This window comes from Streptomyces sp. NPDC006365, from assembly GCF_042870755.1.
Taxonomy (GTDB): domain Bacteria; phylum Actinomycetota; class Actinomycetes; order Streptomycetales; family Streptomycetaceae; genus Streptomyces; species Streptomyces xiangluensis.
This window is the reverse complement of sequence record NZ_JBIAHS010000006.1, coordinates 60,180-84,623: the sequence shown is the minus strand read 5'-3', so window position 1 is coordinate 84,623 and position 24,444 is coordinate 60,180. Positions and strand designations below refer to the sequence as shown.

Here is a 24,444-nt window from a genome sequence, read left to right as displayed (position 1 = left end):
GCCTCGTCCTCCGTGTACTCGCGGCCCAACTGCGGTGGTCGGGCAGCCTCGCCGGCTGCCGGGTCCGGCTGCAGGAGGCGGTCGACCGGCTCACGGCCGCGCTGGGACACTTCCCCGGGGACCCCGAACTGACCGAGCTGCATGAGCAGGCCGGCGGCGATCTCGCGCGGGTCCGTGCGGAGTTGGAGCAGGGGCGGATCGGGGGTCTGCCGGGATGACGGAGTACGAGGAACTGCGCTTCAGGGTGCGCCCGGTCGGCGTCAACCGCCATGTGGTGACCGTGAGCGGTCCCGGCGGCGCCGCCGACGTCATGACGGTGGACGGGCGGCCCGAGGCGTACCGCGAGCGGTGGGAACGGCTGATCGAGTCGGAGCTGGGTCACGCCCCGACGGCCGGTGAGCACGCCGCGGCCCGGCTGCGCGACCTCGGCCGGGACGTGTTCGGTCTGCTGCTCGGCAAGAGGGCCGAGGAGTACCTGCGGGCCGCGCACGCGCATGTGCGGCGCATGCAGCCGCCGCGCGGTCTGCGGCTGCGCTTCGATCTGCCGCCCGAGCTGCGCTCCCTCCCGCTGGAGGCGTTGTGCGCGCCCGCCACCAAGCCGGGTCAGGCGCCCGCGCTGCACGACGGGCTGTCGCTGGTCCGGTCGCTGCCGGGCGGACCGCTCGGCGGCCGACTGCCGGAGCCGTACGACGAGCCGAGCCGGATCCGGCTCCTCGTCGCGCACGCCTCGCCCAGCGGCGAGGGGCAGCTGCACGCCGAGGCCGAAGTCGAGGCGCTGCTCAGGGAGTTGCCCCAGGTCGCGGTGGAGACCACGGTGGTGGCACGGGCCACGCGCGAGCGCCTGGAGCTCGCGCTGGGCGACCACTCCGACCTGCCCACGGCCGTCCTGCTCATAGCCCACGGTTCGTACGACGGCGAGTACGGCAAGGGCGTGGTGCACCTGGAGACACCGGGCGGCGGCACCGACCGTGTGCCCGCCGACCTGCTGAGCGGGATGCTGCTCAGGGCGCCACGGCTGCGGTTGGCCGTGCTCAACCTCTGTTCGGGGGCGGAGAGTTCGCGCACCGAGCCGTTCTCGGGGCTCGCCCAGGCGCTGATCGAGGGCGGGGTGCCGGCCGTGGTGGCCATGCACGGCAAGGTGAGCGACCGGTCCGCAGGCCTGTTCGGGCCCCGCCTGCTGAAGGGGATCGCGACCAACCAGACCATCGACGCGGCGATGGCGTCGGCCCGGCGGCGCATCTCCTACCTGCCCGGGCTGACCGCGGCCGAGTGGGCGACGCCGGTACTGTTCCTGCACGAGGAGTGCCGGCACGGCTGGCTGTTCAAGGCGCGCGAGGTGCGCGACGACGAGCGTGCCGCGCATGATCCGCTGCGGCAGGGCGCCGAGGCCCTGCGGGCCGTCCGCAGCTTCACCGGACATGTCGAGGCGGCCCAGCTGATCGAGGCGGCCCGCTTCCACCGACTGGGCCGGGACTGGCAACAGGTGTTGGGCATCCTGGGCACCGATGCCAAGAAGTTCCGGGACGAGCAGCGGCTGCTGCTGGCGGAGGCCGCGTACGAGCTGGCCTGGCCGAAGGTGCAGGAGCTGTGCGAGCTGCTGGCCGCGGAGCGGGCGGAACCGGCCGCGCAGGCGCTCGCGCGGATACGGGAGGCGCTGCCGGGCGAGGAGAGCGCGTGGCTGCCCGTCCTGGACAAGGAAGTCCGAGACCTGGGCCGGCTCAGCGGACTGCTCGACGCGGCGTACTCGGCCGGGCGGAACGCGGACTGGGCCGCGGCCCTGGGCCGCTGCGAGGAGATCCTCGCCGAGCGGCCGGGCGGCTTCGGTGACACGGTACGGCTGCGCGACACCGCCTGCGAGGAGCTGGCCATCGCCGAAGCCTGCACGGGTGCGGCCGCCGCCTCGGCCGCGGGCGACTGGGCCGCCGCGTCCGCCGCCTACGCGCAGGCTCTCGGCCGACGGTCCGATCACGCCCCGGCCCTCGCGGGCACCGCCTACGCGCAGGGCCGCGCCGCCGAGGAGGCCGGAGACTGGCCCGCAGCCGCCACCGCGTACGGCCACTGCCCGGCCCTGCATGACGCGTCCGCCCGCGCGGCCTACGCCCGTGGCCGCACCGCCGCCCGCGCCGACGACTGGCCCACGGCCCACCACGCCTTCACGGAGGCGTCGGCACTGTACAGGCGCGGCGACTTGAGTGCGCCGGACACGACACCGCCCGGCGTGCGCAACGACGCGTCCGCCCCGAACGGGCGCACCGGCATGTCGACTTCGGGCGCGGCGAGCGACGCGACCGACGGCGACACACGACTCGGCGCGACCGCCCTCGACGTACGACCCCACACACGAGCCCCAGACGCGGAATCCCACGCGGCCGACGGCGACGGACGATCCGGCACAACCGACCTCGCCGCACGACCCGACACCCCGACCGCGAACGGACAACCCGGCCCACTCACCCCCGACGCGGAGCCCGACGCAACCGACAGCGACGCACGATCCGGCACGACCGCCCTCGACGTACGGCCCGAGGCGATGCCGCCGGACGAAGGGCCCGACGCGGCCGCCGGTGGCGCACGCTACGACACGCATCTCCGGTGTCCCCGATCCCTCCACCTCCCCGCCTGGTCCGCCTACGCTGCCGGGCGTGTGGCCGAGGCCGAGCAGCGGTGGGGGGACGCGGCCGGGCGGTTCGTTCTGGCCGACGGCTTCCCGGACGGGGCGTTGCGGACGCAGTACGCCCGCGGCAGGGCGGCCGCCGAGGCCGGCGCGTGGCCCGACGCGCTGGCCGCGATGGAGGCGGCGGCCGTGTTGCGCGGGACGGAGACCGACGGAGCGCTCCCGACGGCTGCCGACGCGGACCGGCACGCCGGGTCCGTCCGCGCCACCGACGAGCCCCGGTCCGCCCTCGACGCGCCGGAACCCGGCCCGGCCTCCCTCCCCGACCCCGACGCCTGGCTCGGCGTACTCCGGCAGCGGGTGCACGAGAGCGCGATGGCCGCCGCCGAGGCCGGTGACTGGAACCGGACCCTCGAATCCCTGCTGCTGCTTCCCGACGCGTACGAAGACACCCTGGCGCAACGCCGGTTCGCCGAAGGGCGGGTCGCGGAGGCCGCCGGGGACTGGGCGGTGGCCGCCGCGGCGTACGCGGAGGCTGAGGCGGGACACGCGGATGCTCGGGCGCGCCGGCACTACGCCCTTGGGCGGAGGTGCGCACTGCACGAGGAATGGGACGCGGCCAAGGCGCACTTCGCCGCCGTACCCGCGCGGATCCACGACTTCCCGGAGCCGCCCGCCGGGCTGCTGCTGTACGCCCAGGGCCGGGCCGCCGCCGCGCGAGGGGACTGGAAGGCCGTCGTGGAGGACTTCGGCGGGCTGCCGGACAGTCACGCGGACGGGGATGTCGGGCACCGCCGCAAGTACGCGCGTGCCCGGCTCGCCGAGCAGCAGGAGGACGCGAGGCCGGACACCTGGACCTCGGTGCTCGGGCATCTGGACGACGTACCGGACGAGGCGCTGGACGGAGCGGTGGGGTTGCTGCGGCGCAAGGCCGCAGGGCTGCACGCGCAGAGTGTCGGCGACTGGGAGCGGACACTTGAGCTGTACGAACCGTTCATCGCCGACGAGGAGTTCGCACGGCTGCATCGTTACGCGCTGGCCCGGCTGCACGAGCGGGCGGACCGGTGGGCCGAGGCGCTCGCCGCGTACCAGGACCTTCCCGACACCCACGGCGACACGGCTCCGCGGGCCCAGTACGCCGAGGCCCGGGTCGCCGAGGCGGATGCCGTGGGCGCCGGGCCGTGGCGTGCCGTGCGGGAGGCCTACGAGGAGTTGGCGGGCGCCTTCGCCGACGACGCCGGTTTCGCGGACGCCGCACTGCGTGCGCAGTACGCGCGGGCCAGGGTCGCGGAGGCCGAGGGCGACTGGGAGGAGGTCTGCCGTGCGGCCGACATGCTGCGCGCCCACGCCGACGCACCCCGCCTCGCCGCCTACGCGCGCGGACGGCTGGCGGAGAGTCAGCGGGACTGGCACCGGGCCGTGGAGGCCTTCCGGGGCTGTGCCCCGTATCGCGACGCCGGGCCGCGGCTCGCCCACTGCGAGGGTCGGCTGCTGGAGGAGCGGGGTCTGTTCGCGGCTGCGGCGGAGGCGTACGAGCGGGCCGGGGCCGGCCACGAGGACGCCGGGGCACAGGCCGTGCGGCTGCGCGGGGTGCTGCGGGCGCTGCCCTGGGTGGACGGCACGGTCGGCGAGCCGCTGGTGGCCGACCCGTTCGCGCTGCGCGACACGACGTTCCCGTATCTGGCGCTGCGGGACGCGGGCGTCGGCCCCGGTACGTCCATGGACGCGGTCGGCGAGATGTCGTTCGCGCTGATGGAGCGGGACGACACCACCTGGACCTGGCCGGAGCGGATGGCCTGGGACCGGCTGCGGGTGCCCGCGCGACGGCTCGAACTGGACGCCCTGCTGTACCGCTGGAACTCCCCGTCGGCGGTCCGGGAGGCGGTCGCGCGTCTCGTGCCGGACGACGGGCCCGATCAGCTGGACGCGCTGTGCGAGCGGTTCTCGCGTGACGCCCCGCTGCTGCTCCTGCTCGCCCGGGGTCGGGGGGCGGCCGTCGAGGCATGGGAGCAGCGGCTCGCGTCGGCACCCGGGGACATGGCGGTGGCGCACGGGCTCGCGGTCGCGTGGCTGTGGCAGGCGTGGGAGCTGGAGCACAGCGGCGCCTGGGAACACGCGGTACGGGCCTGGGAGGCGGCGCTCGCCCACTGGGCGGCGCTGCTGAGCGACGAGGACTACTGGGACGGCTGGCGTGCCGAGCGGGCGGGCTGCTACCAGCGGAACGTGACGCCCGACGAACTGGCCCGGCTGCGCTACGACCTCAGCCGACACCTCTTCGAGCGGCTGGCCGCGGGCGAGCAGAGCCACACTGAGCAGGGCAGGCCGGAACAGGCGGAGGCCTACCGGGCGCTGACCGCCCTGTTCGAGGCGGAGCTGGGCGGGGCCCGGGTACTCAAGGAGGTCGGCGGGCTGCCGTCGGTGGCCGGCACGGGCGGCGCGCTGGCCTGCGGCCCCCGCTATCTGCGCCTGCTGCGGCTGGAGACGGCACTGGCCGAGCGGGCCGCCGAGCTGAGCGTGTCCGCACAACAGGGCCAGGATCCAGGTGAGTTGGTGGTGCGTCAGCTGCGCTGGGCGTTCTCGGAACTGTCCCACGCCTACGCCCTGTCCGAGACGCACCGGTTCGAGCAGGCGCTGGATGCGCTGCCCGAGCCGGCCACGCTCACCGAGCTGCCTGAGGACTGCACGGGCCCCGCTGCCGCGGCCGAGCCCAAGGAGCACATTCGGGAGTGCGGCCACTGCCAGGACTTCGTACGCCGCAATCCGGCATACCTCGGGCTGCGGCGGCGTCGCGCCCGGTTCGTGCAGGACCGCGCCGCGCTCGCGGTGCACGCCCGGCTCTCGCTGGCGCAGGCGGCGCTCACCAGCGGCTCCGGCGGGCTCGACCTGGCGCTGGCGCACTGGACGCAGGCGGTGCGGGTCTCGACGAGCGCCGGGATGGCGGCCCGTACCAAGTGGTCCGTGGTGCAGATGGTGCTCGGGCGGATCGAGGCGCTCATCAGCACTCCCACCGAGCAGTGGGGCGCGGCCCTGGACACGGCGGTGACGCTGGTCGAGCAGGTCAAGCCGGTGTTGCAGCCGCTCGCCCGCGATCTGGCGGGCCAGTTGGACGCCCAGCTGTCGCAGGCCCTGTCGATGCGTGGGGTGTGGCGGGCCTCCTCGCGCAGACGCTTCGGGCTGCCGCTGGACGTGCCGGCGGGGGAGGCCGATCTGCGCCGGGCCCTGAAGCTGAACCCAGAGTCGGGCCATGCACGCGACAACCTCGTACGGGTCCTGGTGTTCACGCTCGACGAGCGCACCGCCGACCCCGTCGAGCAGTTGCTGATCCTTCAGGAGGCGCTCGGTCTGCTGCACACCGGTCTGCGCCGGCAGCTGGCGCATCGCTACCGGGAGACGCTCGCCGAGACGCTGAACGCGCTGGAGCGGATCGTGTCCGCGCGGATCGGCATCGGCGGCCTGGCCGACCTGATGCGGGCGATGGCCCAGGAGCAGCCCCCTGACGAGTCCGATCTCGCCGCGCTCGCCCGGCAGTTGGCGGACCGGGCGCGACGGGAGCTCGCGGACGGCGGCAGCGTCCCGGTGGCCCTGCATCTGCTGATCCGCGCCGTCCGCGCGGACACGTCGGCGGCGGAGCTGCGCAGTCTCCTGCTGGATGTCGTCGCCCGCTTGCGCGACACCCTGCGGGGTCCGGACGAGGCGGAGGAGGGAGACCGCAGATGATGATCGAGGACCCGGCCGACGGGCCGGGCAGGACCTCGCCGTACACGGTGCTGGCCGCGGTGGGCGTCACGCCGCGGACGACGCATGCCGAGATGCAGGACGTGTCCTTCGAACTGCAGGCCCGGCGGCTGATGTCGCCACAGACCCAGCAGGCGTGGAACGACCTCCGCGACACCCGCCGCCGACTGCTGCTCGACCTGCTGATGTACGACGTCGGCGACGGGCCCGACCACGACCGTCCGGAGGCCGCGGACTGGCTCGACCACGACCGTCCGGAGGCCGCCGACCGGCCCGCCGGGCCGCCGGCGCCGTGGGCGGCCCGGCTGCTGGACGATCTGATCCGGTTCGACCGTTGAGCGCGAGGAGTCCGATGACCGAACACGACACGTCGGCCGCCCGGCTCGGCTACGACCACGCTCGGGAGCTGGCCGCCCGCGAGGTCGCGCACCGGGCGCGCCTGGAGCGGCTGTTGCTGGTGTGCGCGAACGCCCTCGACGACTTCGACCGGCTGCTGGCCGACGGCCCGGTGCGGGACGGGCAGGCCTACCGGGGCAGCCTCCGGCTGATCGCCGACCGGTTCGAGACCGCGCTGCGCGGCGAGGGCCTCGAACCGATAGGTGCGGCGGGCGAGACGGCGGATCCGGACACCCATCACGTGGTCGGGGTACGGCCGTCGGCGATGGCCGGCGAGGACGAGGTGGTCGAGGTGGTGCAGCGCGGATACCGCTTCGCGGACCGGGTGCTGCGGGCGGCGCGGGTGGCGGTCGCCGTACCGGCCGGCGAGCAGAGTACGCGGGAGAAGAAGGGGGAGCAGGGATGACGGCGATCGGAATCGATCTCGGCACCACCAACAGTGTGGTGGCGCGTTACGACCCCGACCGCGGCGAGGCCCGGGTCGTCCGCAACGGCGAGAGCGACAACCTGACCCCGTCGGTGGTCGGCCTGCTCCGCCGCGACGGCTCGGAGTCGCTGCTGGTCGGCCGGAACGCGCTCAACTGGGCGGACCGGCAGCCCAGGGAAACGGTGGTGTCGGTGAAGCGGCTGATGGGCCGCGACTTCACGGACGCCAAGGTCGCGCGGGCCCGAGATCACCTGGCCTACCAGATCGTCCCGGGGCCGGACGACGATCCACGTGCGCACGTGGTGTTCGGCGGGCGCACCACCACGCCGGCCGAGGTGTCCAGCGCGATCCTGGGCAAGCTGGTCAAGGACGCCGCGCGGAACCTGAACGAGGACGTGACGCACGCAGTGATCACTGTCCCCGCGTACTTCGGCGACGCCCAGCGGGCGGCCACGCGGGAGGCGGCGGAGCGCGCCGGGATCACCGTCAAGAAGATCATCGACGAACCGACGGCGGCCGCGATCGCCTTCGGCCTGGACAAACCGGGTGGGGAACGAAGCCGCATCCTCGTCTACGACCTGGGCGGCGGGACGTTCGACATCTCGATCCTGGATTCGGTCAAGGGCCATGACGGCAACGCCCAGTTCGCCGTGCGCAAGTTCTCGGGCGACGACTGGCTGGGCGGGGACGACTTCGACCAGGCCGTCGTCGCCCGGATCGCCCGATGGGTCCAGAAGGAGTGCGGGGTGGACCCGTCCGGGGACGAGCAGTTCAAGTTCACCGCGAAGAAGTTCGCGGAACAGGCGAAACGGGAACTCAACGACTCGCCCGAGGCCGTCATCATCATCCCGGCCGGATACAGCCGCGACGGTGTGGTCGTCGACGTCGACATGACGCTGACCCGGGCGGAGTTCAAGGAGCTGACGGATCCACTGGTGCAGCGCACCATGGACCTGGTCCGCGAGACCCTCGAGAGTGACGGGCTGAACCCGGCGCAGATCACCGACGTGCTCCTGGTCGGCGGCGGCACGCTGACCCGGTCGGTGTACGAGGCCGTGGAGGCCCTCTTCGGCCGGGAGAAGGTCCGCCGGGACATCAACCCCATGGAGTGCGTGGCGCTCGGCGCAGGCATCCTCGCCGGGACCCTGGACGGGGTGGAGTGCCCGGCGCACCGCTGCGGCACCGTCAACGACGAGTCGGCGACCGCGTGTTCGGCCTGCGGCACGAGCCTGGCCAACGCCCGTGCGGTCGGCACGACCGGCCTGTACGAGGTGACGGGCGTCGCGATGGGCATCGGCGCGGTCCGCGGTTCGCAGCGGGACGTGTTCGTGCCGATCATCGAGAGCGGCACCGCGTACCCGCTCCCCGAGCCGTGCAGGAAGACGTTCCAGGCGACGGACAGCCGACTGATCCGGGTCCCGGTGTACGAGGGCAACAGCCCGGTGGCCAGCAAGAACGACGAGCAGGGCGTCGTCGAGTTCGAACTCCCGCAGGAGATCGACGTCAACCAGCGCGTCGAGGTGTCGTTCAACTACGACGCGAACCGGACCATCACGGTGACGATCACCGTGCCCGGCACGGACATGCAGACCACGGCCCGGCCCAAGCGCGAGAAGCCCCGCACCCCGCCGCCCGCCCCCGTGTACGAACCGGACAGCGCCACGCTGCGCCAGCGTCTGGAGTACGCCAGGCGGGACGCCGAGAGGTTCCTGCAGAGGTACGGCGGTTACATCGAGGACCTGCAGGAGATGAAGGTCCGCCGGGATCTGCAGCAGGCGGAGCTGGCGCTCAGGCAGGGCGAGAGCGGGGAGTACAAACGGCTCACCGAACTGCTGATCGACGACATGTACCACAACTGCGGATACGCCAGTCAGTTCCTGCACGCGGAGGAGGCCACGGACGGCGCGCCCCCGGAGACGGCGGGCCTGATCAACGAGGCCGTCGGCTATGTGAAGCAGGCCCACGCCGAGGGCAACCGTCTGCTGGCCGCACAGCAGGCCCGCAATCTCGCCAACCTCGTGGCACAGGCGTACGACGCGCGCCGGGTGTCCGCCCTGCGGGACACGGAGCGCTTCGACGGGATCCTGCGGGTACTGGACGACGCGGGGGACACGTGACGGCGCCGCCCGGCCCGGACGGGCAGGGGCTCGAGCCCGGTCTCGGCCTCGGTCTCGACTTCGGCAGTACGGGGCTGCGGGCGGCGTACGGACACCCTGGAGGCCCGGTGCGGCGGCTGGTGCTGTCCGGTGCGCGATGGCCGTGGCTGCTGTGCGAGCCCGTGGTCGCCGGGGCACTTCCGGTCACGTTCCCCAGCCTCAAGAGCCGTTTGGGCAGCGGCCGCCCGATGGTCGTCGGCGGGGTCCCGAGGACGGCGGACGAACTGGTTGCCGGCCTGCTGCGCGAGGTGCGGGAGCAGGTCGAGGCGGCGGCTGGCAGCCGGGTCTCGCTCACCGTCATCAGCGTCCCGGTCGGCTACCGCTCGGCGCAGCGCACGGCCCTGCTGGAGGCGGCGCACGCGGCCGGGCTGTCCGAGGTGCGGCTGATCGGTGACGCGATGGCCGCGGTCATCGGGCACACGGAGGGGCGGGGCAGCACGACGTGCCTCGTCTACGGCCTCGGGTACGGCGGGTTCGAGCTCGGGCTGGTGCGCGGTGCCCGGGACAGCTACCGGGCGCTCGGGCACGAGACGGCGGCGAGCACCGGGGGCCGGACGTTCGACGACGCGGCACTGACCGCCGCGATACGGGCCGTGCGGGGCCGGTCCCATCAGGTCGGCCTCGACGGGACGGGCTGGCTGCGGCTGCGCGCGCGGGTGGAGCGGATCCGGGAGGAGCTGGGCGGCACCGCACCGCCGGAGGGCGACGCCGCCGCGCTGCTCGAACTGGACCTCGGCGACGGCTACACGGAGCAACTGCGCTTCGACCGCGATCAGTTGGACGCGTATCTGGAACGCCATGTGCGGCGGACCCTCGACCGGGCGCAGACGCTGCTCGACCAGTCCGGGATGGCATCGCGGGACGTGGACATGCTGCTGCTGGTGGGCGGCGGGACCCGGCTCGAGGCTGTCCGTTCCGGGGTGCGCGGGCTCGGCCGGGACACGGTGCACGCACCCGGCCACCTGCTCGCCACGGGCGCCCTGATGCACGCCTCCCAACTCGCGGGCGTATCGCCGGCCAGGCTCGACACGATGGTCCCGCAGCCCGCCGACGTACTCGACGACACGCTGTCGGACGCGCCGCGGCTGTCGGTGACGCTGCTGTCGCCGCCGGCCGGGGCCGGACCTCTCGACGCAGGTCCCTCCTCCCCGCCCCCGCCAGATGCTCTCGACGTGGGCCGGGCACGGCAGTTGGCGGAACAGGGGCACACTGCTCAGGCCCGCGCACTCCTTGAGACGATCGTGGCCGAGGCACAGGCCCTGCTCGGTTCCCTCGACGCGGCCCCGGTCGTCCCGGAGGAAGAGCCGGAGGACACGGACGACTGGGCCGACCGCAAGGCGGCGCGGCGGCTGTCGGCCGCGCGGGACCTGCTGACGGAGCGCCGGTTCGAGGAGGCGGTACGGGCCTCGCACGCCGCCTGGCAGGTCGCGCGGGACGGCTCGTCCGGGCCCGTCGTGCTGGACGCGATGATCGGCGTGCACTGCGCGGCGGCGATGGCCGACTCCTCGCCCGAGCACTTCGCCGACGCCGAGCGCTGGCTGCGCTGTGCCTACGGTCATGATCCCACCAACGCACGGGTGCGCGAGCTGCTCGCCGAGCGCACCTACCGGCACGCGGAGCGGCTGGACGGGCGCGGGCGGCGCGACGAGGCCGTCGAGGCGCTGCATCAGTGCCTGTCCTGGAATCCCGAACACACGGACGCCCAGACCCTGTTGGAGCAGTTGACCCGCCGCGGCAGGAACCAGCGGGACAGGGGCGGCGTCCCCCGCTGAGGAGTGACCGGCAGATCGCAGGAGCACCGGCCCACCCGGTGCTGAGTCAGGAGAATCGCGCTTGCCCACCGCACCCACACCCCCCGGATCGCCGTTTCTGGACCGCAAGGTCCTGGGCAAGGAGCTGGAGGAGCTCCTCAACCAGCACTCCTCCCGGCTTGCCGTGCGCAAGAACGAACTGACCGCTCTGGCCGACGACTTGACACACGGCAACCGGCTCGACCGGTGGGCCGAGATCGACCTCGTCCATTCCTACGTACGCCCCGAGACCGTCACGGCCCCGCCGCCCGCGGCCCTGGCCCCGCCCTGGTGGCGGCGGAGCCCGGGGTACGGCGCGTTGGAGGCCGTGCTCGGCGTGCTCGTGTTCATCCCGCTGCTGGTGACCTGGTTCGGGCTGCGGGAAGCGGTGCGCGCCTACGGGGAGTTGAGCAAGGAGAGCCCCGAGCAGGCGACCCGCCCCTTTCTCCAGTTGTGGCAGACCGGCTTCGACGGACATCTGTCGGCGATCGGCCGCTTCGAGAACGTGGCGCTCATGGCCGTCGTACTGATCACGCTCTTGGTCCTGCTGTCGGTGTGGCACGCCCGTGCCCGGACCCTGACGGAGCGGGAGGAGGAGAGCCGGGAGGCCGAGGACGAGCGGCTCCTCGGGTCGCTCGCCGGGCTGCTGACCCGGGTGCAGATGTGCCTGACGCCGCACCGGGCCGCGTCTCCGGACCAGTTCACGAAGGAACTCGCCCGCGCGGTACGGCAGTTGCAGAACCTGTTCAAGCAGGCCGACGGCAGCCACCAGAAGCTGGTGGACAGCGCCACGGCGGTCGGCGACGCCACCGACGCCCTGCGGAAGGCGGCCGGTGCGCTGTCGGCCGAGGTGCCCGGCATCGCCAAGGCCGCCGACCGGGTGGAGGCGGCGGTCAAGGCGAGCATGTCCGCCTCGGACCAGGTGCGGCAGGACAGCAAGGAGGCGGCCCGTACGGTCGCGGAGCGGGTGCAGGCCGCCGGCGACGCCATGCAATCGGCGGTCACCTCGCTGGTCACCGCCCAGCAGGCACTCGCGGCGAAGTCCGACGCGGTGGCGCAGTCCGCCGAGCGGGCCGCGCAGGCAGTCGCGGCGGGCGCGGGCCGTACGAACGACGCTGTCGACGGCATGCGCGAGGCCACCGAACGCTGGGACGCGGCGGCCGCGCACTGGCAGGACGCCGCGGCGCGGCTGGACCAGGGCATCCGAGTCCTGTCCACGGGACAGCTTCCGCCCGGGCAGGTCAACGGCGCCCGTGTACCGGCGCCCTCGAGCGGTACGGACGGCGGTGACATGTGAGCGCTCGTCCCCGGCGCCGTACGCGCGGTCTCAGCGTCGTCGTGCTGGCGGGCTGGCTCTTCGCCGACCTGCTGCTGGTACTGGCACTGGTGTCGATGGCCGACCGACCGGACCCGCTGGCTTCCCGCCCCGAACCACCGGGCCGCCCCTCCGCCCCGCCCAGCGAGTCCCCGACCCCCACACCGACCGGGCCGCAGGGCGTGTCGCGCACACCGCAGCAGTTCCGGGTGAAGGGCAACGACACCGACGGCCTGCTGCGTCAGATCCGGTCGGGCACCGACAAATGGCGCGGGCGCACCGCGGCGCTGGTGCTGACCTTCGGCGGCGGCCAGAGCGGCACGTCGTACGCGCACCGTGTCAACGGGCTGCTCGGCAAGGCCCGACCGGAGATGTTCGTCGGCCGGACAGCGACGGACGACTTCCACGACCTGAGCGAGTCACCGCAGAGCGCGGTGGTCCGCGTGTACTTCTACACGCAGCCGGGCGAGTGAAGTCCGGTCCCCCGACGGCCGATTCACGGCTGCGATGAATGACGCACGACGAGCGACACACGACGAGGAGAGGACCGAACGCGGTGGCACAGCGGCAGTGGCGTCCGGGCGAGCGGGTGTCATCGGACGAGGGATCGTCCCGGCCTCCGCTGCCGGACCTGCCGTGTCTGCCCGCCATGCGCGGCTACGGCCGGCTGCGCGAGGCCCTCGACACGATCGGCTTCCGGCATGTGGCCGACGCGCTGCGGGCGCCGACGGCGGCACGGCACGCCTCGTTCGGCTCTCTGCCGCAGGCCGAGACCGACCGCGGTTTCCGTGTCCTGGACGGCTTGTGGTTCCCCGGCCGGGGCAATCTGTGGCAGCGCGTGGACCTGGAGTACGTCCGGAAGGTACGCGCCGACTGGCTGGCCTCCGGCGATGCGCGGGCCGCCGAGGCGGCGGGCGTCGTGGACACGCTGGAGGCATACGTCCGGCACGAGCCGATGGGGCTGCGTCGGCTGCTGCTGTGGCAGCTGGGCTGTCTGCTGCGGGACGGCTCCGACGGGGCCACCGAGGAGGCGGCCGTCGCGCTCGGCGTGCACCGGGACGAGGCACGACACCTGGCGGCGGCCGTCGCGGCCGGTTTCCCGGCTGCCGGGGACGCCCGCCGGGCCGCCGAGCGGCTGGGCGACATGTGGCCGGGTGACCGGCTGCGCGAGACCGAGCGGTTCGTCGCGGAGATGCACGACACGGGACGGGACCCCGCTCTCACCCAGCTCCTGGAGTCACTGCGCGCCCGCTCCACCGAGGTGGCCCGCCTGACAGCCGGGGCAACCCGGCTGGCGGCCAACGGTTCCGCCCGCGCCGCGGCCTCCGCCTGGCTCGGCGCCGCCCGCCGAGCCGCCGACGACTCGGGCATCGAGGCAGCGCTCCTGGCCGCCGCGGCCCACGCGGCGGACACGGGTCCGGCGGACACGGGGGCCCGCCTGGAAGCCACAGTCCACGAGCGCACAGTGACCCTCACCTGGCCGCCGGCACGGTCCCGGGCGAGCGGGGTGACGTACCGCTTGCTGCGCTTCCCGGACGGCTCACCGGGTGCCGCGACGGATTTGAGCCAGGGGGCGGCGACGGACGCAGCCGGGACGGCGGGTGCGGTCACGCCGGAGAGCGCGGATGTCCCCGTGGGCGCGGACAGCACCGGTTCGGCGGGCCGGCCTCTGCGTCGTACCGACGCGGACGCCCCCGTGGGTCACCCTCTGCGCTATGCCGTGGTCCCCTTGCGGCGGGGGCTGATCGCTGCCGTGCCGTTGGTGTCGGCGCCCGTCGTCATCGCGCCCGACGTAGCCGGTGTGACCGTGACGCTTGTGCCGGGCGGTGTGCGGCTGCGCTGGGGTGCCCCCGATCCGGCCTGTACCGCGGTGTCGGCGCACCGCATCGCGGACGGCGCCCCTGCCGTGTCCGTGACCTGCGGGCGGGACGGGTTGCTGGATGTGCCGCTCGCCCCGGGCGACTACACGTACGAGGTCCGCTGTGGCTATCCGGGGCCCGGCGAGCAGACGGAATGGTCCCCCGGTGTGCGGGTGGGGGCCAGTGCCGAGGAGTGGCCCGGGCAGGTGGAGGACCTGACGGCGCGGTTCGTCGGGGACGGCGACCGGGTGGCGCTGACCTGGCGTCCGCCCGACCGGGGGCGGAGCACGGTGCTGCCCTGGCGGAGCGTTCCCGTGGGGCCGGGCACGGATGTGTCGGGGCGGGCGGGGCTCACCGTGCCGGAGTCCCCTGCGGACCCGGAGCCGTCCGTCGAGGTCGCCGTGCCCGAGCGGTCGCGGCTGCGGATGACGTCGGTGAGCGTGCTGGGCGAGCGGACGGTGACCGGTCCTGACGTGGTCGTCGAACGCCCCGGGATGGTGAGGGATCTGACGGCCCATCGCATCAGCGCCGACCGCGCCGCCGTGCGGTTCGACTGGCCGGAGCCCGCCGTGCTGGTGGTCGTCAGGTGGGAGGGCGGCGGGCGCCGCGAGGAGCGCCGGGTGGCCCGCAGCCGCTATCTCGTCGACCAGCGCGTGTCGTTCGACGTGACGCCGGACGCCTACCGGTTCACGGTCGCGGCCCTCCCCCGTCCCGACGCGCTCGCCGTTCCGGCCGACGCGGCGGTCGTGGACCTTCCCGCGGTCCCGGCGCCGCCTCGTCTGCTGCTGCCGGCCTTGTCGGCCTGGTCTCCCTCGTCGTACGGCTGGTGGACGCGTTGGCGCCGCCGGTGGCCGTTCCGCATATGAGAGGTGTGAGCGGGGTGAGAGGACCGCAGGATCTCAGTCCTGCACGATCGCCTCTGCCCCACCCCCGAATTCCAACCGCAGTCCGGTGCTCAGGCCGACGGTCTTGCCGGGGTCGACGTCATGGACGGATCCGTCCGCCCGTCGTGCCGTCCAGCGGTGCCCGGTCCGGTTGGTGATCCCGAACCGCCCGCGCTGCTTGGGGTGTTCGGTCACCTCGGCGACCACGGCGGTGAAGTCGTGCCGCTCGGGGTCGACGTCCAGGTGGTGGGCGTACATCCGGGCCTGTGCGCCGAGCCGGATCGACCGGGGCTTGCTGCGCGAGGTCGCCGTACCAGTGGCCAGACACAGGCGCGGCGGCAGGCTCAGACGGCGCCCGCAGCTCCAGCAGACGGGGGCGGGCCCGTCCGGTTCCGTGAGGTTCTGCCGACCGCAGCCCGCGCAGAGGCAGATCGTGTCGAGTACCTCGCTGAGGGTGTCCCGCCACTGCCCTTCGCGCACCCGCCGGGAGGGGTTCTTCAGTCCGTCGGTGAAGGTCTGCTCGAACAGTCCGCGCAGGACGGGCGGGAGGGCTCCCCAGGTGGCGACGACGGTCTGCTGCTCCTCGGGCACCGGCCGGTTGCGCACGTCGGACGGGTCGTAGATGAAGACCGGATCGGTCCCGTACAGCTTGCGCCGGGCCCGCTCGTCCAGGCAGCGGATCTGCAACGACAGTGCGCCCTCCAGCGGGTGATGGTTCATCAGCAGCAGGAAGAGCAGGACGGCGAGGGAGTGGAGGTCGCTCTGGATGCCGGGCTGGGCGGTCTTGTCGCCGCGCACCAGTTCCGGCGCCATGAAATCCATGGTGCCGGCTACGCCCGCACTCTCGCCCTCGACGACCGCGTTGTCGTTGTCGCACACCAGGACGTCGCCGGTGCGCGGGTCGAAGAAGATGTTGCCCCAGTTGATGTCGCGGTAGGCGATGCCCTTGGCGTGCAGGGCGCGGTAGGCCTCGACGGTGTGCAGGGCCGCCATGACGAGGGTGCGGGTGGTGGTGGCGGCGAGCGCGGGGTCGCGGCGGAACAACGCGGGCAGGTCGTGGAAGCGGGCGGGTCGTACGTCCATGAGGTAGCCGAAGCCGGGCTGCTTGCCGTCCGCGTCGACGACGATGGTCTGCGGCCACAGGAAGCGGTCGTCGCCCCAGCCGCGCCCGATGAGCCCTTCGAGGATCTGCCGCTGGCGGCCGTCGGCGAGTTGGGGGTAGTACCACTTCACGGCGCGATCGCCCTTCCGCGTCTTCACCCGGTAGACCTCGCCCTGGCCGCCGGAGCCGAACATCTCGGCGACCTTGACCTTCTCCCCCTCCTCGGTCACCAGGGTCTGCCCGGCGGCGAGCATGCCGTTCACCATGCGGTTCCTCTCGTGGCTCATGTGTGTGGCGCGTCGTTCTGCTGGAGCGCGGCCTCGAACGCGCCCACGAGTGTCGTGTCGTCCCCGGAGTACTGGGCGGCCTGCCCGAGCCACTCCGGCAGCCGGGTCCGTAGGGCGGGCATCCCGAGTTCGGTGGCGCGGCCCTGCACTCCGGCCGCGAAGTCGAGGAAGCCCTGGTGGTCGGTGAAGCTCTTGGACAGTCCGTCGGTGGAGAGCAGGACGCCCGACGGGCCCTCGTTCGTGAGGGGCTGCCAGTGGCAGCGTGCGCGGTGCCAGGACTCGGCGGCGCACAGGGAGTCCGTCTCGTCGCCGAGGTCGGGCCCGGTGTACAGAGGGGTGTACGGCGTGCCGACCGCGTCGAGGACGACGATGTCACCGTCGCCCAGTTGCCAGCACACCAGCAGCCGCCGGGTGAGGACAGCGCCGACGAGGGTGGCGCCGTACGCGGTGAGGTCCGGGCCCTTCGGGTTCTGGGCGGAAGGGTCGGGCAGGCCGCCGTGGGCCGGGGAGTTGCAGTCGTGCAGTGTCGCGCGCTCGTACCAGCGGTGGGCCACCTGTTCGGGCAACCGCCGGGCCTGGGCGCGCAGTTCGGTCAACGTGGCATACCAGCGGCCCTCGTCACCGTCCTGCTCGGCCGTGTCGTCGTACGCCACCGCCGCGCACGCGAACTCCCGTGCGCACGCGACGAATTCGTCGACGGCCCAACGCGCACCCAGGTCGCTGCGGAAGTGGGGCGCCGAACCATGGCCGTCGGCCACGGCCAGGACGACGGCCTCTCCGGCGGCGACGTGCCGTGCGGCGCAGCGGTCCTGGCTGTATTTCTTGCCCGCACCCTTCACCGCGCCCTCGAGCAGTTCCCACCGCCCCGGCGGTGTCACGCCACTGTTCACCAGATGGGGTCTTCGTCCTCGTCCTTGCCCAGCGCCACGGGCGGCGGGGCCTGCATGGGACCGGCACCGTCGCCGTCGGCCTTGGGGGTGGAGGCCTGCTTCACTGCCGTGGACATCCAGCGGATCGCGGCGGCGAGCTGGCGCGGGTTCTTGGCGTGCAGCGGTTCCAGCTCCGGATTGGCCAGGAACTCCTTGAGCATGCTCTTGTCGGCGTCGTCGCCGATGGCGAGGGCCACCCGCACCGCACGCTTGCCCCAGGGCGTGTCGTCGATGGCGCGCAGCCCGGAGCGCCAGTCGTCGGTCGGCTGACCGTCGGAGACGAGGGCCAGCACCGGCGGCAGGGCGCGCTGCGGCATGGGCGGCGTCTGCAGCGCGCCGGCCGCGAGCCGGAACGCGGCGCCCATGTCCGTGCCGCCGTAGGTGTGCAGGTCCTCCCAGGTGAACTGGTCCACCGGGGTCGGGTCGTTGATGTGCCAGCTGGCGCCACTGGCGAAGGAGACGGCCCGGACCAGCAGGGTGGCTCCGGGGTTGGAGAGGGCGGCCTGCTGCATCTCCGGGATGGCCTCGCGGATGGCGAAGTTCAGCTCGGCGATCTTTCCGTTGATGCTCATCGAACCGGAGCAGTCCAGCAGCCAGATGAAATGGACGGGACGGCTGGCCATACTGCCGCCGGGCAGGTCGAAAGTTTCGCTCACACGTGTCCTCTCCCCCGAGACCGGGCGTATGTCCGCCCGGGAGTTACGTCGTCAAACCCTTCGCGGGCAAGCCTAGTTGAGAAGCAGGCGGAAGATCTGGCGCGTGGCACGATTGCCGGGAAGCGGAGCGCTTTCCGGGATCATCCGTGCTCGCGCGCGCCCCCGTGGTGACCCTTCAGCCGATGGCTCCACTTGTTCCAGGCCTGCACCCACTCCTGGCCGCCCGTGCGGCGGGACAGCACGGTGGCCACCTCGTCGACGCCGCGCTCGCCCAGCTGCGCCAGCACGGAGCCGATGACGTCGTCGGTCAGCTGGTCGGCGGCGTCGTACCAGCTGCGCCGGGCACCGTCCCGGCGTTCGTGCCAGACGATGAACAGAGCGGCCACACGCCGCGGTTCACGCAGCCTCGCGGGGTCCAGGGCGCCGCCCGAGCGCTGGGCGTCGGCCACGGCCCGTCGGTAGTGGCCGAGCAGCCCCTTGCCGCGGGTGGCGACATAGTCCAGCGCGTGGGTGTCGCGCACCTCCTCGGGATCGGCCCGGGCGATGCCGTATGCGACCCATTGGTCGACCGCATCCCGCAGCACGCTGTCCAGGCCCCCCGCGTCGTGCTTCAGGACGGGCAGGAGCTCCATGACGCGTCCCAGCCGTTCCCGCCCGTGCGCGAGGTCGTGGGCCAGGACCAGAAGTCGGGCGACGGCCAGCTCCCCCGAGTTGAATTTCCCGGAAGTGGCGGTCTCGCGCGCGAAGTCGATGAGCGCGGGGGTGACTCGGGCCGGGTGCTTGAGCCAGTGGCAGAGGCGGAGCTCCAGCTGCTCCTCGACGATCAGCCGGGGGGAGCAGACCTCCGTGACCCTGCTCTGGTCATGCGGGCTCGGCTGACCGTTCGGCGGCCAGACCAACGCCCACATGATCCGCAGGATGGCGCCGTCGGGCACCTTGCCGTCCAAGTGCCGTCGGGCCAGCTCGACCCAGAGCTCGGCGCCCGTCAGGCGGTGCGGATCGCGGCTCAGCTCCGCCGCCGACGCGGCGAGGCGTACGGCGAGCGGAGCCCCGTCGAGGTGGGTGCGCAGCCAGTCGCCGTGCGGGGAGCGGGCCAGGTCGCGCACTCCGCGGATACGGCGCTCGGTGGGGTCTTGGGCGAGCCGTTCGAGGACGCGCCGGACCAGCCCGCGGTCCCCCAGCGCGTCGAGCAGCGCGACGGCGTCGGCGCAGTTCCCCCGCACGTCGGGGCGGCTGAGGGCGCGGGCGAGCAGCGCCACGGCCTTGTCCATGACCGCGCTCTCGCCGACCCCGGAGGCGAGCAGGCCGCGCAGCGGCTCCTCCCAGGCGTCGAACCTGTACGGCAACAGCTTGCGCAATTCCTCTTCAGGCGCGGGACCGTGTTCGCCGCGCAGAGTCCGCCAAGCCCCGTCGTCGAGCGGCAGGTCACGGCAGGACTCCAGCACCGCAGCGGTATCCCGCGGGCCCGCCGCCTTCAGGCGCCGCCGGGCCAGTGCGAGGGAGAGCTGCTGCACCGCGTCCCGCTGGTGTCCACCGATCCGTTCGCAGATCTCGGTGAGGAATTGCTCGTCGTCGGCGTCCAGCCGGTCGCGCTCAGCCGCGTCCGTGGCGGCGGCCGCGATCTCCCGCAGTACGTCGCTCCGGAGGGCGGCAAGTTCGTCCCAGGAGCAGGTGGCCAGGGCCCGGCGGGCGAGCGGGAGCAGAGCGAAGGGTTCGTCGCCGGGCCGCGGGGACGCCCCCTGGTGCCAGAGCCACGCCGTCAGCTCGGCCCAGGCATCGGTCAAGGGCGGGCTGCCCGGGCCGCCGAGGCCGTCGTGGACCCGGTAGAGGTGGGTGACGGTCGGGGCGTCGGACCTGTCGAAGACCTCCGGGTCCGTGTCCGGGCCGATCCCGAGGATCTGCTGCGGGGCGCCGCCGGGGTCGGCGGTGGCGGTCGTGAAGGTCAGCGACCGTGCGTGTGCCTCGGGCAGCGAGGCGCAGGCCAGGGCGATCCAGCGGGCGACGGTCTCCTGGTCGGGCTCGGCCACCACGATCTGGCGGCCCGCGGGGTCGGCGAACAGCCTGCGCACGTCGGCGAGGAAGGGGGCCACGCGCGGGGCGTGTTCGCGCGCGTGTTTCACCAGCAGCGCCTCGTCCCAGCGCCTGCCGGGCTCCGCGAACGGTTCGTCGTCCGGCCGACGCAGAGTGACCGGGCGCCAGGCGTCGACGGGCCGGCGCGGCCAGGTGGCACCGTCGTCGCCGTCCACATACTGCGCGTCGACGCGCAGTCCGGCCGACTGCTCGTCCGGGCGAACGCTGCACAGCAGTCCGCCGCCGTCCCGGTGGGGCAGGCGGGTGTAGCTGAGGGCGGCTCCCGCAGCGGGCTCCGCGCGGTGCGTGGCGGCGATGATCCGTTCCATCAGGTGCTCCGGCACGCCGTCGGGCACTGCGGTGACCGGGGTGAGCCGGTCGGCGCCGGTGTCGGGATCGCGGCGGAGCACGTAGCTGAGTTCGCGGATGGCCATGCCCCCGATTCTGGCGATCTGCACCCAACGGCGCAGGCGGACGCGGAAGTTGGGCGCGGGGCGCACGGAAGCGGAGCGCTCCGCGTCGGGGACCGGCCCGCGCCCCCGACCTACGCCCAGGGACCGGTCGCCCCTGCCTCCCCTACCCTCCCCCACTCGCGGCTCCGCTCGAGCGGGGGACCCCCCTCACCCCTGGGTCTGCGCCCCAGCCCCCCATCGGCCTTGCGACCTCGTCCTCAAACTCCCCCAGCCACCGCTGGGGGTGCCCTCGGACGGCCTGATTTCAGCTTGCGGTGGCGGCTCGGCGGACACGTCCGGCGAAGGCATCCTCGCCTCCACCGGCGCCACCGTGCTGCTGACCGCCGGAACCGCCGCCGCCCTGCTCGCCGGCGGCGGCGCAGCGATCCTGTGGCGCCGCCGAGTGGCCGCGAACGGAGCGGCGACAGAGTAGCGGCGTCAGCGCCGCGGAAGCCCGACGGCCGGACGGGCTGATTTCAGCTCGTCGTGGGGGTCCCCCGCTCGAGCGAAGCCGAGAGCGGGGGAGCTTGAGGATCAGGCCGTCAGGCCGATGGGGTCCGGGGTGTAGCCCCGAAGGGGGTCTGAGGGCTACGCCCCCCAGCGGGGTTCCAGGGGCGGAGCCCCTGGTGGTAAGGACCGTACGTGTCAATGCTGTTGGGGCTTCTGCGGTGTCGCCTCACTCGGGCGTACGACCACGTACCCCTCACCCTGCAGCACCAGCTGCACCGCCTCCCCCGAGCCGCCGCGCAGCATCGAGCCGATGGACTGCGAACGGTGCAGGGACGTCTGGAGGTTGGCGGTCCAGCCGACGATCGCGTCCGTGTCGACGTACACCGGGTACTGCGGCGAGACCGGGATGACCAGCGGATTGCCCTCGCAGACGAGGCCGAGCCTGCCCTGCCCGGTGAAGACGCTGTTGAACAGGCCGCCACCGGTCATGCCCGCGCCCTTCACGGTCTTGATCTCGTACGACAGGGAAGCGTCGAAGCACAGGACGTTGCGGCCGTTGACGGTGAAGACGTCGCCGGGGTCGATATCCACGATGAAACAGTTCTGTGCCTCCTGCGCGAACCAGGCCTCTCCCTGCCCGCGGACCGCCATGAGCGGCAGCCCTTCCCCGGTGACGGCGCGCTTGAACATGCCGCCGACTCCCTGGCCCTTGCGCTCGAACTGCAGGTTTCCGCGGTAGGCGATCATCGCCCCCTGTCGTGCGAGCATTTCGCCGTTGATCATGTATCGGATCGACTTGGCGTTCTGCACGCTCATGCCCACGGTGGTGGCGGGCTGCACCATGTACTCGCTGGAAAAAAGATCACCCTTCATTCAGGCATCGTGTCCCGGACGTGCACGTTCCGCCAAGAGTTGTCGCCGCGACGCGCCGCAGGAACGCGGACGTACACGCACCGCGTGAACGAAGGGCGGGGCGGCCGACGCCCGCTCGCGTCGGCCGCCCCTGTGGGGGGTGGCGGTCTGTAGCTGCCAGAAGGTCAGCAGCAGGTCGTCATGAGGCCCTTCAGAAGGTCAGCTTCCAGCTGTTGAGCCTGCCGGTGTCGGCGGAGGCGACGTCCTGGACGCGGAGCTTCCACGTGCCGTTGGCGGTCTCGCTGGAGGCGTTGACCGTGTAGGTGGTCTTGACGTCGTCGGCCGAGTCCGAGCTGCTGGACTTGAGGCGGTACGCCGTCCCGTCCGGGGCGATGAGGTCGAGCACCAGGTCGCCGCGGTAGGTGTGGGTGATGTCGACGCCGACCTGGAGGGCCGAGGGCGCGGTGCCCGTGCGGCCGGTGACGGCGATCGGGGACTCCACGGCCGAGCCGTTGTCCGGGATGGAGAGGGCCGAGGTGCTGGTGAAGGTGGTGCCCCCCGTGGAGCCTCCGGACCCGCTCACCGCCTGCACCGTCTTGGTCGCGTCCGCCAGACCCGCACCACAGCCGCCTGAGCAAGTACCCGGCAGAGCACGCGAGTTGGTCTTGATCGCGGACTCGATCTGGGCCGGGGTCAGCGAGGACTTCGCCGACTTGGCCAGCGCCGCGAGGCCCGCGATGTGCGGAGCGGCCATGCTGGTGCCCTGGTAATAGGCGTACGACTCCGAAGACGGCCCCTGCGCACCGGAGTTCAGAGTGGACAGGATGCCGTTGGCGGTGGTGGTCCTGGTCTCGCCGCCGGGGGCCGCGATGTCCACGGTCGAACCGAAGTTGGAGTAGTAGGTCCGGGAGCCGGCGCGGTTGAGCGCGGCCACGGAGATGACGTTGTTGCAGCTCGCCGGGGAGTAGTTGGCGGCGTTGGCGTTGCTGTTGCCCGCCGCGACGACGACCGTGGTGCCGCGGTTCACGGCGTTGTTGATCGCGGTCTGGGTGGCGCTGGTGCAGGCGCCGCCACCGCCGAGGCTCATGTTGATGACCTTGGCGACGTTGGTGTTGGCGGGCACGCCGGAGACCGTGCCGCCGGACGCCCAGGTGATGGCGTCGATGATGTCGGAGTCGTAACCGCCGCACTTGCCGAGGACGCGCACCGGGGAGATCTTCGCGTTGTACGCGATGCCGGCGACGCCCTTGCCGTTGTTGGTGGCGGCGGCGACGGTGCCCGCCACGTGGGTGCCGTGCCAGGAGGAACTCTGGCCCGCTGCCTGGCCGCACTCGCCGGCCGCGTACCAGTCGCCCGGGTCGGCCGGGTTGCTGTCGCGGCCGTTGCCGTCGACCGCGACAGCGGGGTCGGCGATGAAGTCGTAGCCGCCGACGATGTTCGCGGCGAGGTCGGAGTGGGTGACGTAGCCGGTGTCGATCACGGCGACGGTGACGCCGCTGCCCGTGGTGGTGTCCCAGGCGCCGGGCACGCGCATGCCCGCGGTGGACTCGAACAGATCCCACTGCTTGCTGTACTCGGTGTCGTTCGGGTCCGCGAGGGGCTTGTTGAGGCGGTCCGGTACGACGTACGCGACCTGCGGGTCGGCCTGGTACTCGGCGACGACGTCGGCGACCGCGGCCTTGCTGAGCTTCTTGCCCAGGTCGACGAGCGCTGCGCCGGTGCCGAGGCGACGCTGGAAGTCGAGGTTCTCGCCCGCGTCCTTGCCCTTGGCCTCGGCGTCTTCGGCGGCGTCCTTGTTCGACTTGGCCTCACTGGCGCCGGACTTGTAGCCGACGATCAGCCGCTCGGCGGGGGCGGCCACGGCGGAGGCGGCGGCCGTGGTCTGCTCGGCGGCGGCAGCCTTGGTCTGCCCGGTGGAGACGGCGGCGGCCGAGGTGGCGGTGCCTGCCAGCAGCGTCGCGGATATCGCGGTGACGGATATCAGCGTCCGTCTCGCGGAGCGTGAAGTACGCAAGAGTGTGTGCCTTTCGGGGGCCGGCTCCGGGGCGAGGCGCCCAGCGCGACGCGACGGAGCAGCGTTCGAATCGCTTCGTCGTCGAAGCGGCGGGGGGTGCGATCGGAAACACGGGTGCGATCGGAAAGACGCGGTGGCCGGCCAGGCGCGAACGACCCTTATGGGGGTGACCCATGGGTCAGCTGTGTTCGAACAATAAGCGGGGCTGTGATCCTCCGGATACGGGGAAAACCCTCGATCCGGGTTGGGGATCCCCCTGCGGGCCGACCGGTTGAGGACCGGAAGACACCGCTTTCCGCCGCTCGGTCCGCTCTCGTCCCGCACCGGGCTGCGGAGCTGCCGGCATTGGTCAAGTCAGGCTGCCCTTACTTGACGTTTGGTCGCTCGCTGAAGGATGCGTTCCAGGAACTCGCCGCGCCCTGCACTCACTTCGTATCCCGGAGCCCTTTCCCGTCG

15 protein-coding genes are annotated in these 24,444 nt (G+C 72.9%); 9 read left to right on the top strand and 6 right to left on the bottom strand.

What is annotated here, in order from left to right:
- Window positions 1-214 precede the first annotated feature (214 nt).
- From ACFYO0_RS18730 to ACFYO0_RS18695, 8 genes are all read left to right on the top strand, one after another.
- Window positions 215-6,331 carry a CHAT domain-containing protein gene (locus ACFYO0_RS18730; protein ID WP_388676781.1) on the top strand — a complete coding sequence of 2,039 codons (6,117 nt, stop codon included), beginning with the start codon at window positions 215-217 and terminating at the stop codon, window positions 6,329-6,331.
- Entirely contained in the window at window positions 6,328-6,687 is a 360-nt protein-coding gene (locus tag ACFYO0_RS18725; protein WP_388676778.1) for a hypothetical protein, read from the top strand. The genes ACFYO0_RS18730 and ACFYO0_RS18725 overlap by 4 nt, the downstream gene beginning before the upstream one ends.
- A gap of 14 nt (window positions 6,688-6,701) precedes the next feature.
- Entirely contained in the window at window positions 6,702-7,151 is a 450-nt protein-coding gene (locus tag ACFYO0_RS18720; protein WP_388676775.1) for a nucleotide exchange factor GrpE, read from the top strand.
- Window positions 7,148-9,289, top strand: coding sequence for an Hsp70 family protein (locus tag ACFYO0_RS18715; protein WP_388676772.1), 2,142 nt, complete (start codon window positions 7,148-7,150; stop codon window positions 9,287-9,289). The genes ACFYO0_RS18720 and ACFYO0_RS18715 overlap by 4 nt, the downstream gene beginning before the upstream one ends.
- Window positions 9,286-11,100 (top strand): Hsp70 family protein, encoded by a 1,815-nt coding sequence (locus ACFYO0_RS18710; protein WP_388676769.1) that lies wholly within the window; start codon window positions 9,286-9,288, stop codon window positions 11,098-11,100. The genes ACFYO0_RS18715 and ACFYO0_RS18710 overlap by 4 nt, the downstream gene beginning before the upstream one ends.
- Window positions 11,101-11,161: 61 nt before the next feature.
- Window positions 11,162-12,415, top strand: coding sequence for a hypothetical protein (locus ACFYO0_RS18705; protein ID WP_388676767.1), 1,254 nt, complete (start codon window positions 11,162-11,164; stop codon window positions 12,413-12,415).
- Complete coding sequence (locus tag ACFYO0_RS18700; RefSeq protein WP_388676765.1) at window positions 12,412-12,906, top strand: hypothetical protein; 495 nt, start codon at window positions 12,412-12,414, stop codon at window positions 12,904-12,906. Before ACFYO0_RS18705 ends, ACFYO0_RS18700 begins: the two co-directional genes overlap by 4 nt.
- Before the next feature lie 83 nt (window positions 12,907-12,989).
- Window positions 12,990-15,158 carry a hypothetical protein gene (locus ACFYO0_RS18695; RefSeq protein WP_388676762.1) on the top strand — a complete coding sequence of 723 codons (2,169 nt, stop codon included), beginning with the start codon at window positions 12,990-12,992 and terminating at the stop codon, window positions 15,156-15,158.
- Window positions 15,159-15,191: 33 nt separating this feature from the next.
- Here ACFYO0_RS18695 and ACFYO0_RS18690 read toward each other — a convergent pair whose 3' ends face one another.
- The 4 genes from ACFYO0_RS18690 to ACFYO0_RS18675 form a co-directional block, all read right to left on the bottom strand.
- Window positions 15,192-16,565, bottom strand: coding sequence for a protein kinase (locus tag ACFYO0_RS18690; protein ID WP_388676759.1), 1,374 nt, complete (start codon window positions 16,563-16,565; stop codon window positions 15,192-15,194).
- Window positions 16,562-17,455 (bottom strand): protein phosphatase 2C domain-containing protein, encoded by an 894-nt coding sequence (locus ACFYO0_RS18685; RefSeq protein ID WP_388676756.1) that lies wholly within the window; start codon window positions 17,453-17,455, stop codon window positions 16,562-16,564. The genes ACFYO0_RS18690 and ACFYO0_RS18685 overlap by 4 nt, the downstream gene beginning before the upstream one ends.
- Window positions 17,452-18,117, bottom strand: coding sequence for a tellurium resistance protein (locus tag ACFYO0_RS18680; RefSeq protein ID WP_388677596.1), 666 nt, complete (start codon window positions 18,115-18,117; stop codon window positions 17,452-17,454). The genes ACFYO0_RS18685 and ACFYO0_RS18680 overlap by 4 nt, the downstream gene beginning before the upstream one ends.
- 173 nt (window positions 18,118-18,290) lie before the next feature.
- Window positions 18,291-20,654, bottom strand: a complete 2,364-nt coding sequence (locus ACFYO0_RS18675; protein WP_388676753.1) for a GTPase-associated protein 1-related protein — start codon at window positions 20,652-20,654, stop codon at window positions 18,291-18,293.
- A gap of 262 nt (window positions 20,655-20,916) precedes the next feature.
- Here ACFYO0_RS18675 and ACFYO0_RS18670 point away from each other — a divergent pair, with 262 nt between their 5' ends.
- The gene (locus tag ACFYO0_RS18670; RefSeq protein WP_388676751.1) at window positions 20,917-21,105 is read left to right on the top strand and encodes a hypothetical protein; all 189 of its coding nucleotides are present in this window, start codon (window positions 20,917-20,919) and stop codon (window positions 21,103-21,105) included.
- A 212-nt stretch (window positions 21,106-21,317) separates the two neighbouring features.
- On the opposite strand, the gene ACFYO0_RS18665 is transcribed toward ACFYO0_RS18670, so the two are convergent.
- On the bottom strand, window positions 21,318-21,995 hold the full coding sequence (locus tag ACFYO0_RS18665) for an AIM24 family protein (RefSeq protein WP_388676748.1): 678 nt from the start codon (window positions 21,993-21,995) through the stop codon (window positions 21,318-21,320).
- 190 nt (window positions 21,996-22,185) lie between these two features.
- Window positions 22,186-23,988 carry a S8 family serine peptidase gene (locus tag ACFYO0_RS18660; protein ID WP_388676745.1) on the bottom strand — a complete coding sequence of 601 codons (1,803 nt, stop codon included), beginning with the start codon at window positions 23,986-23,988 and terminating at the stop codon, window positions 22,186-22,188.
- Window positions 23,989-24,444 lie beyond the last annotated feature (456 nt).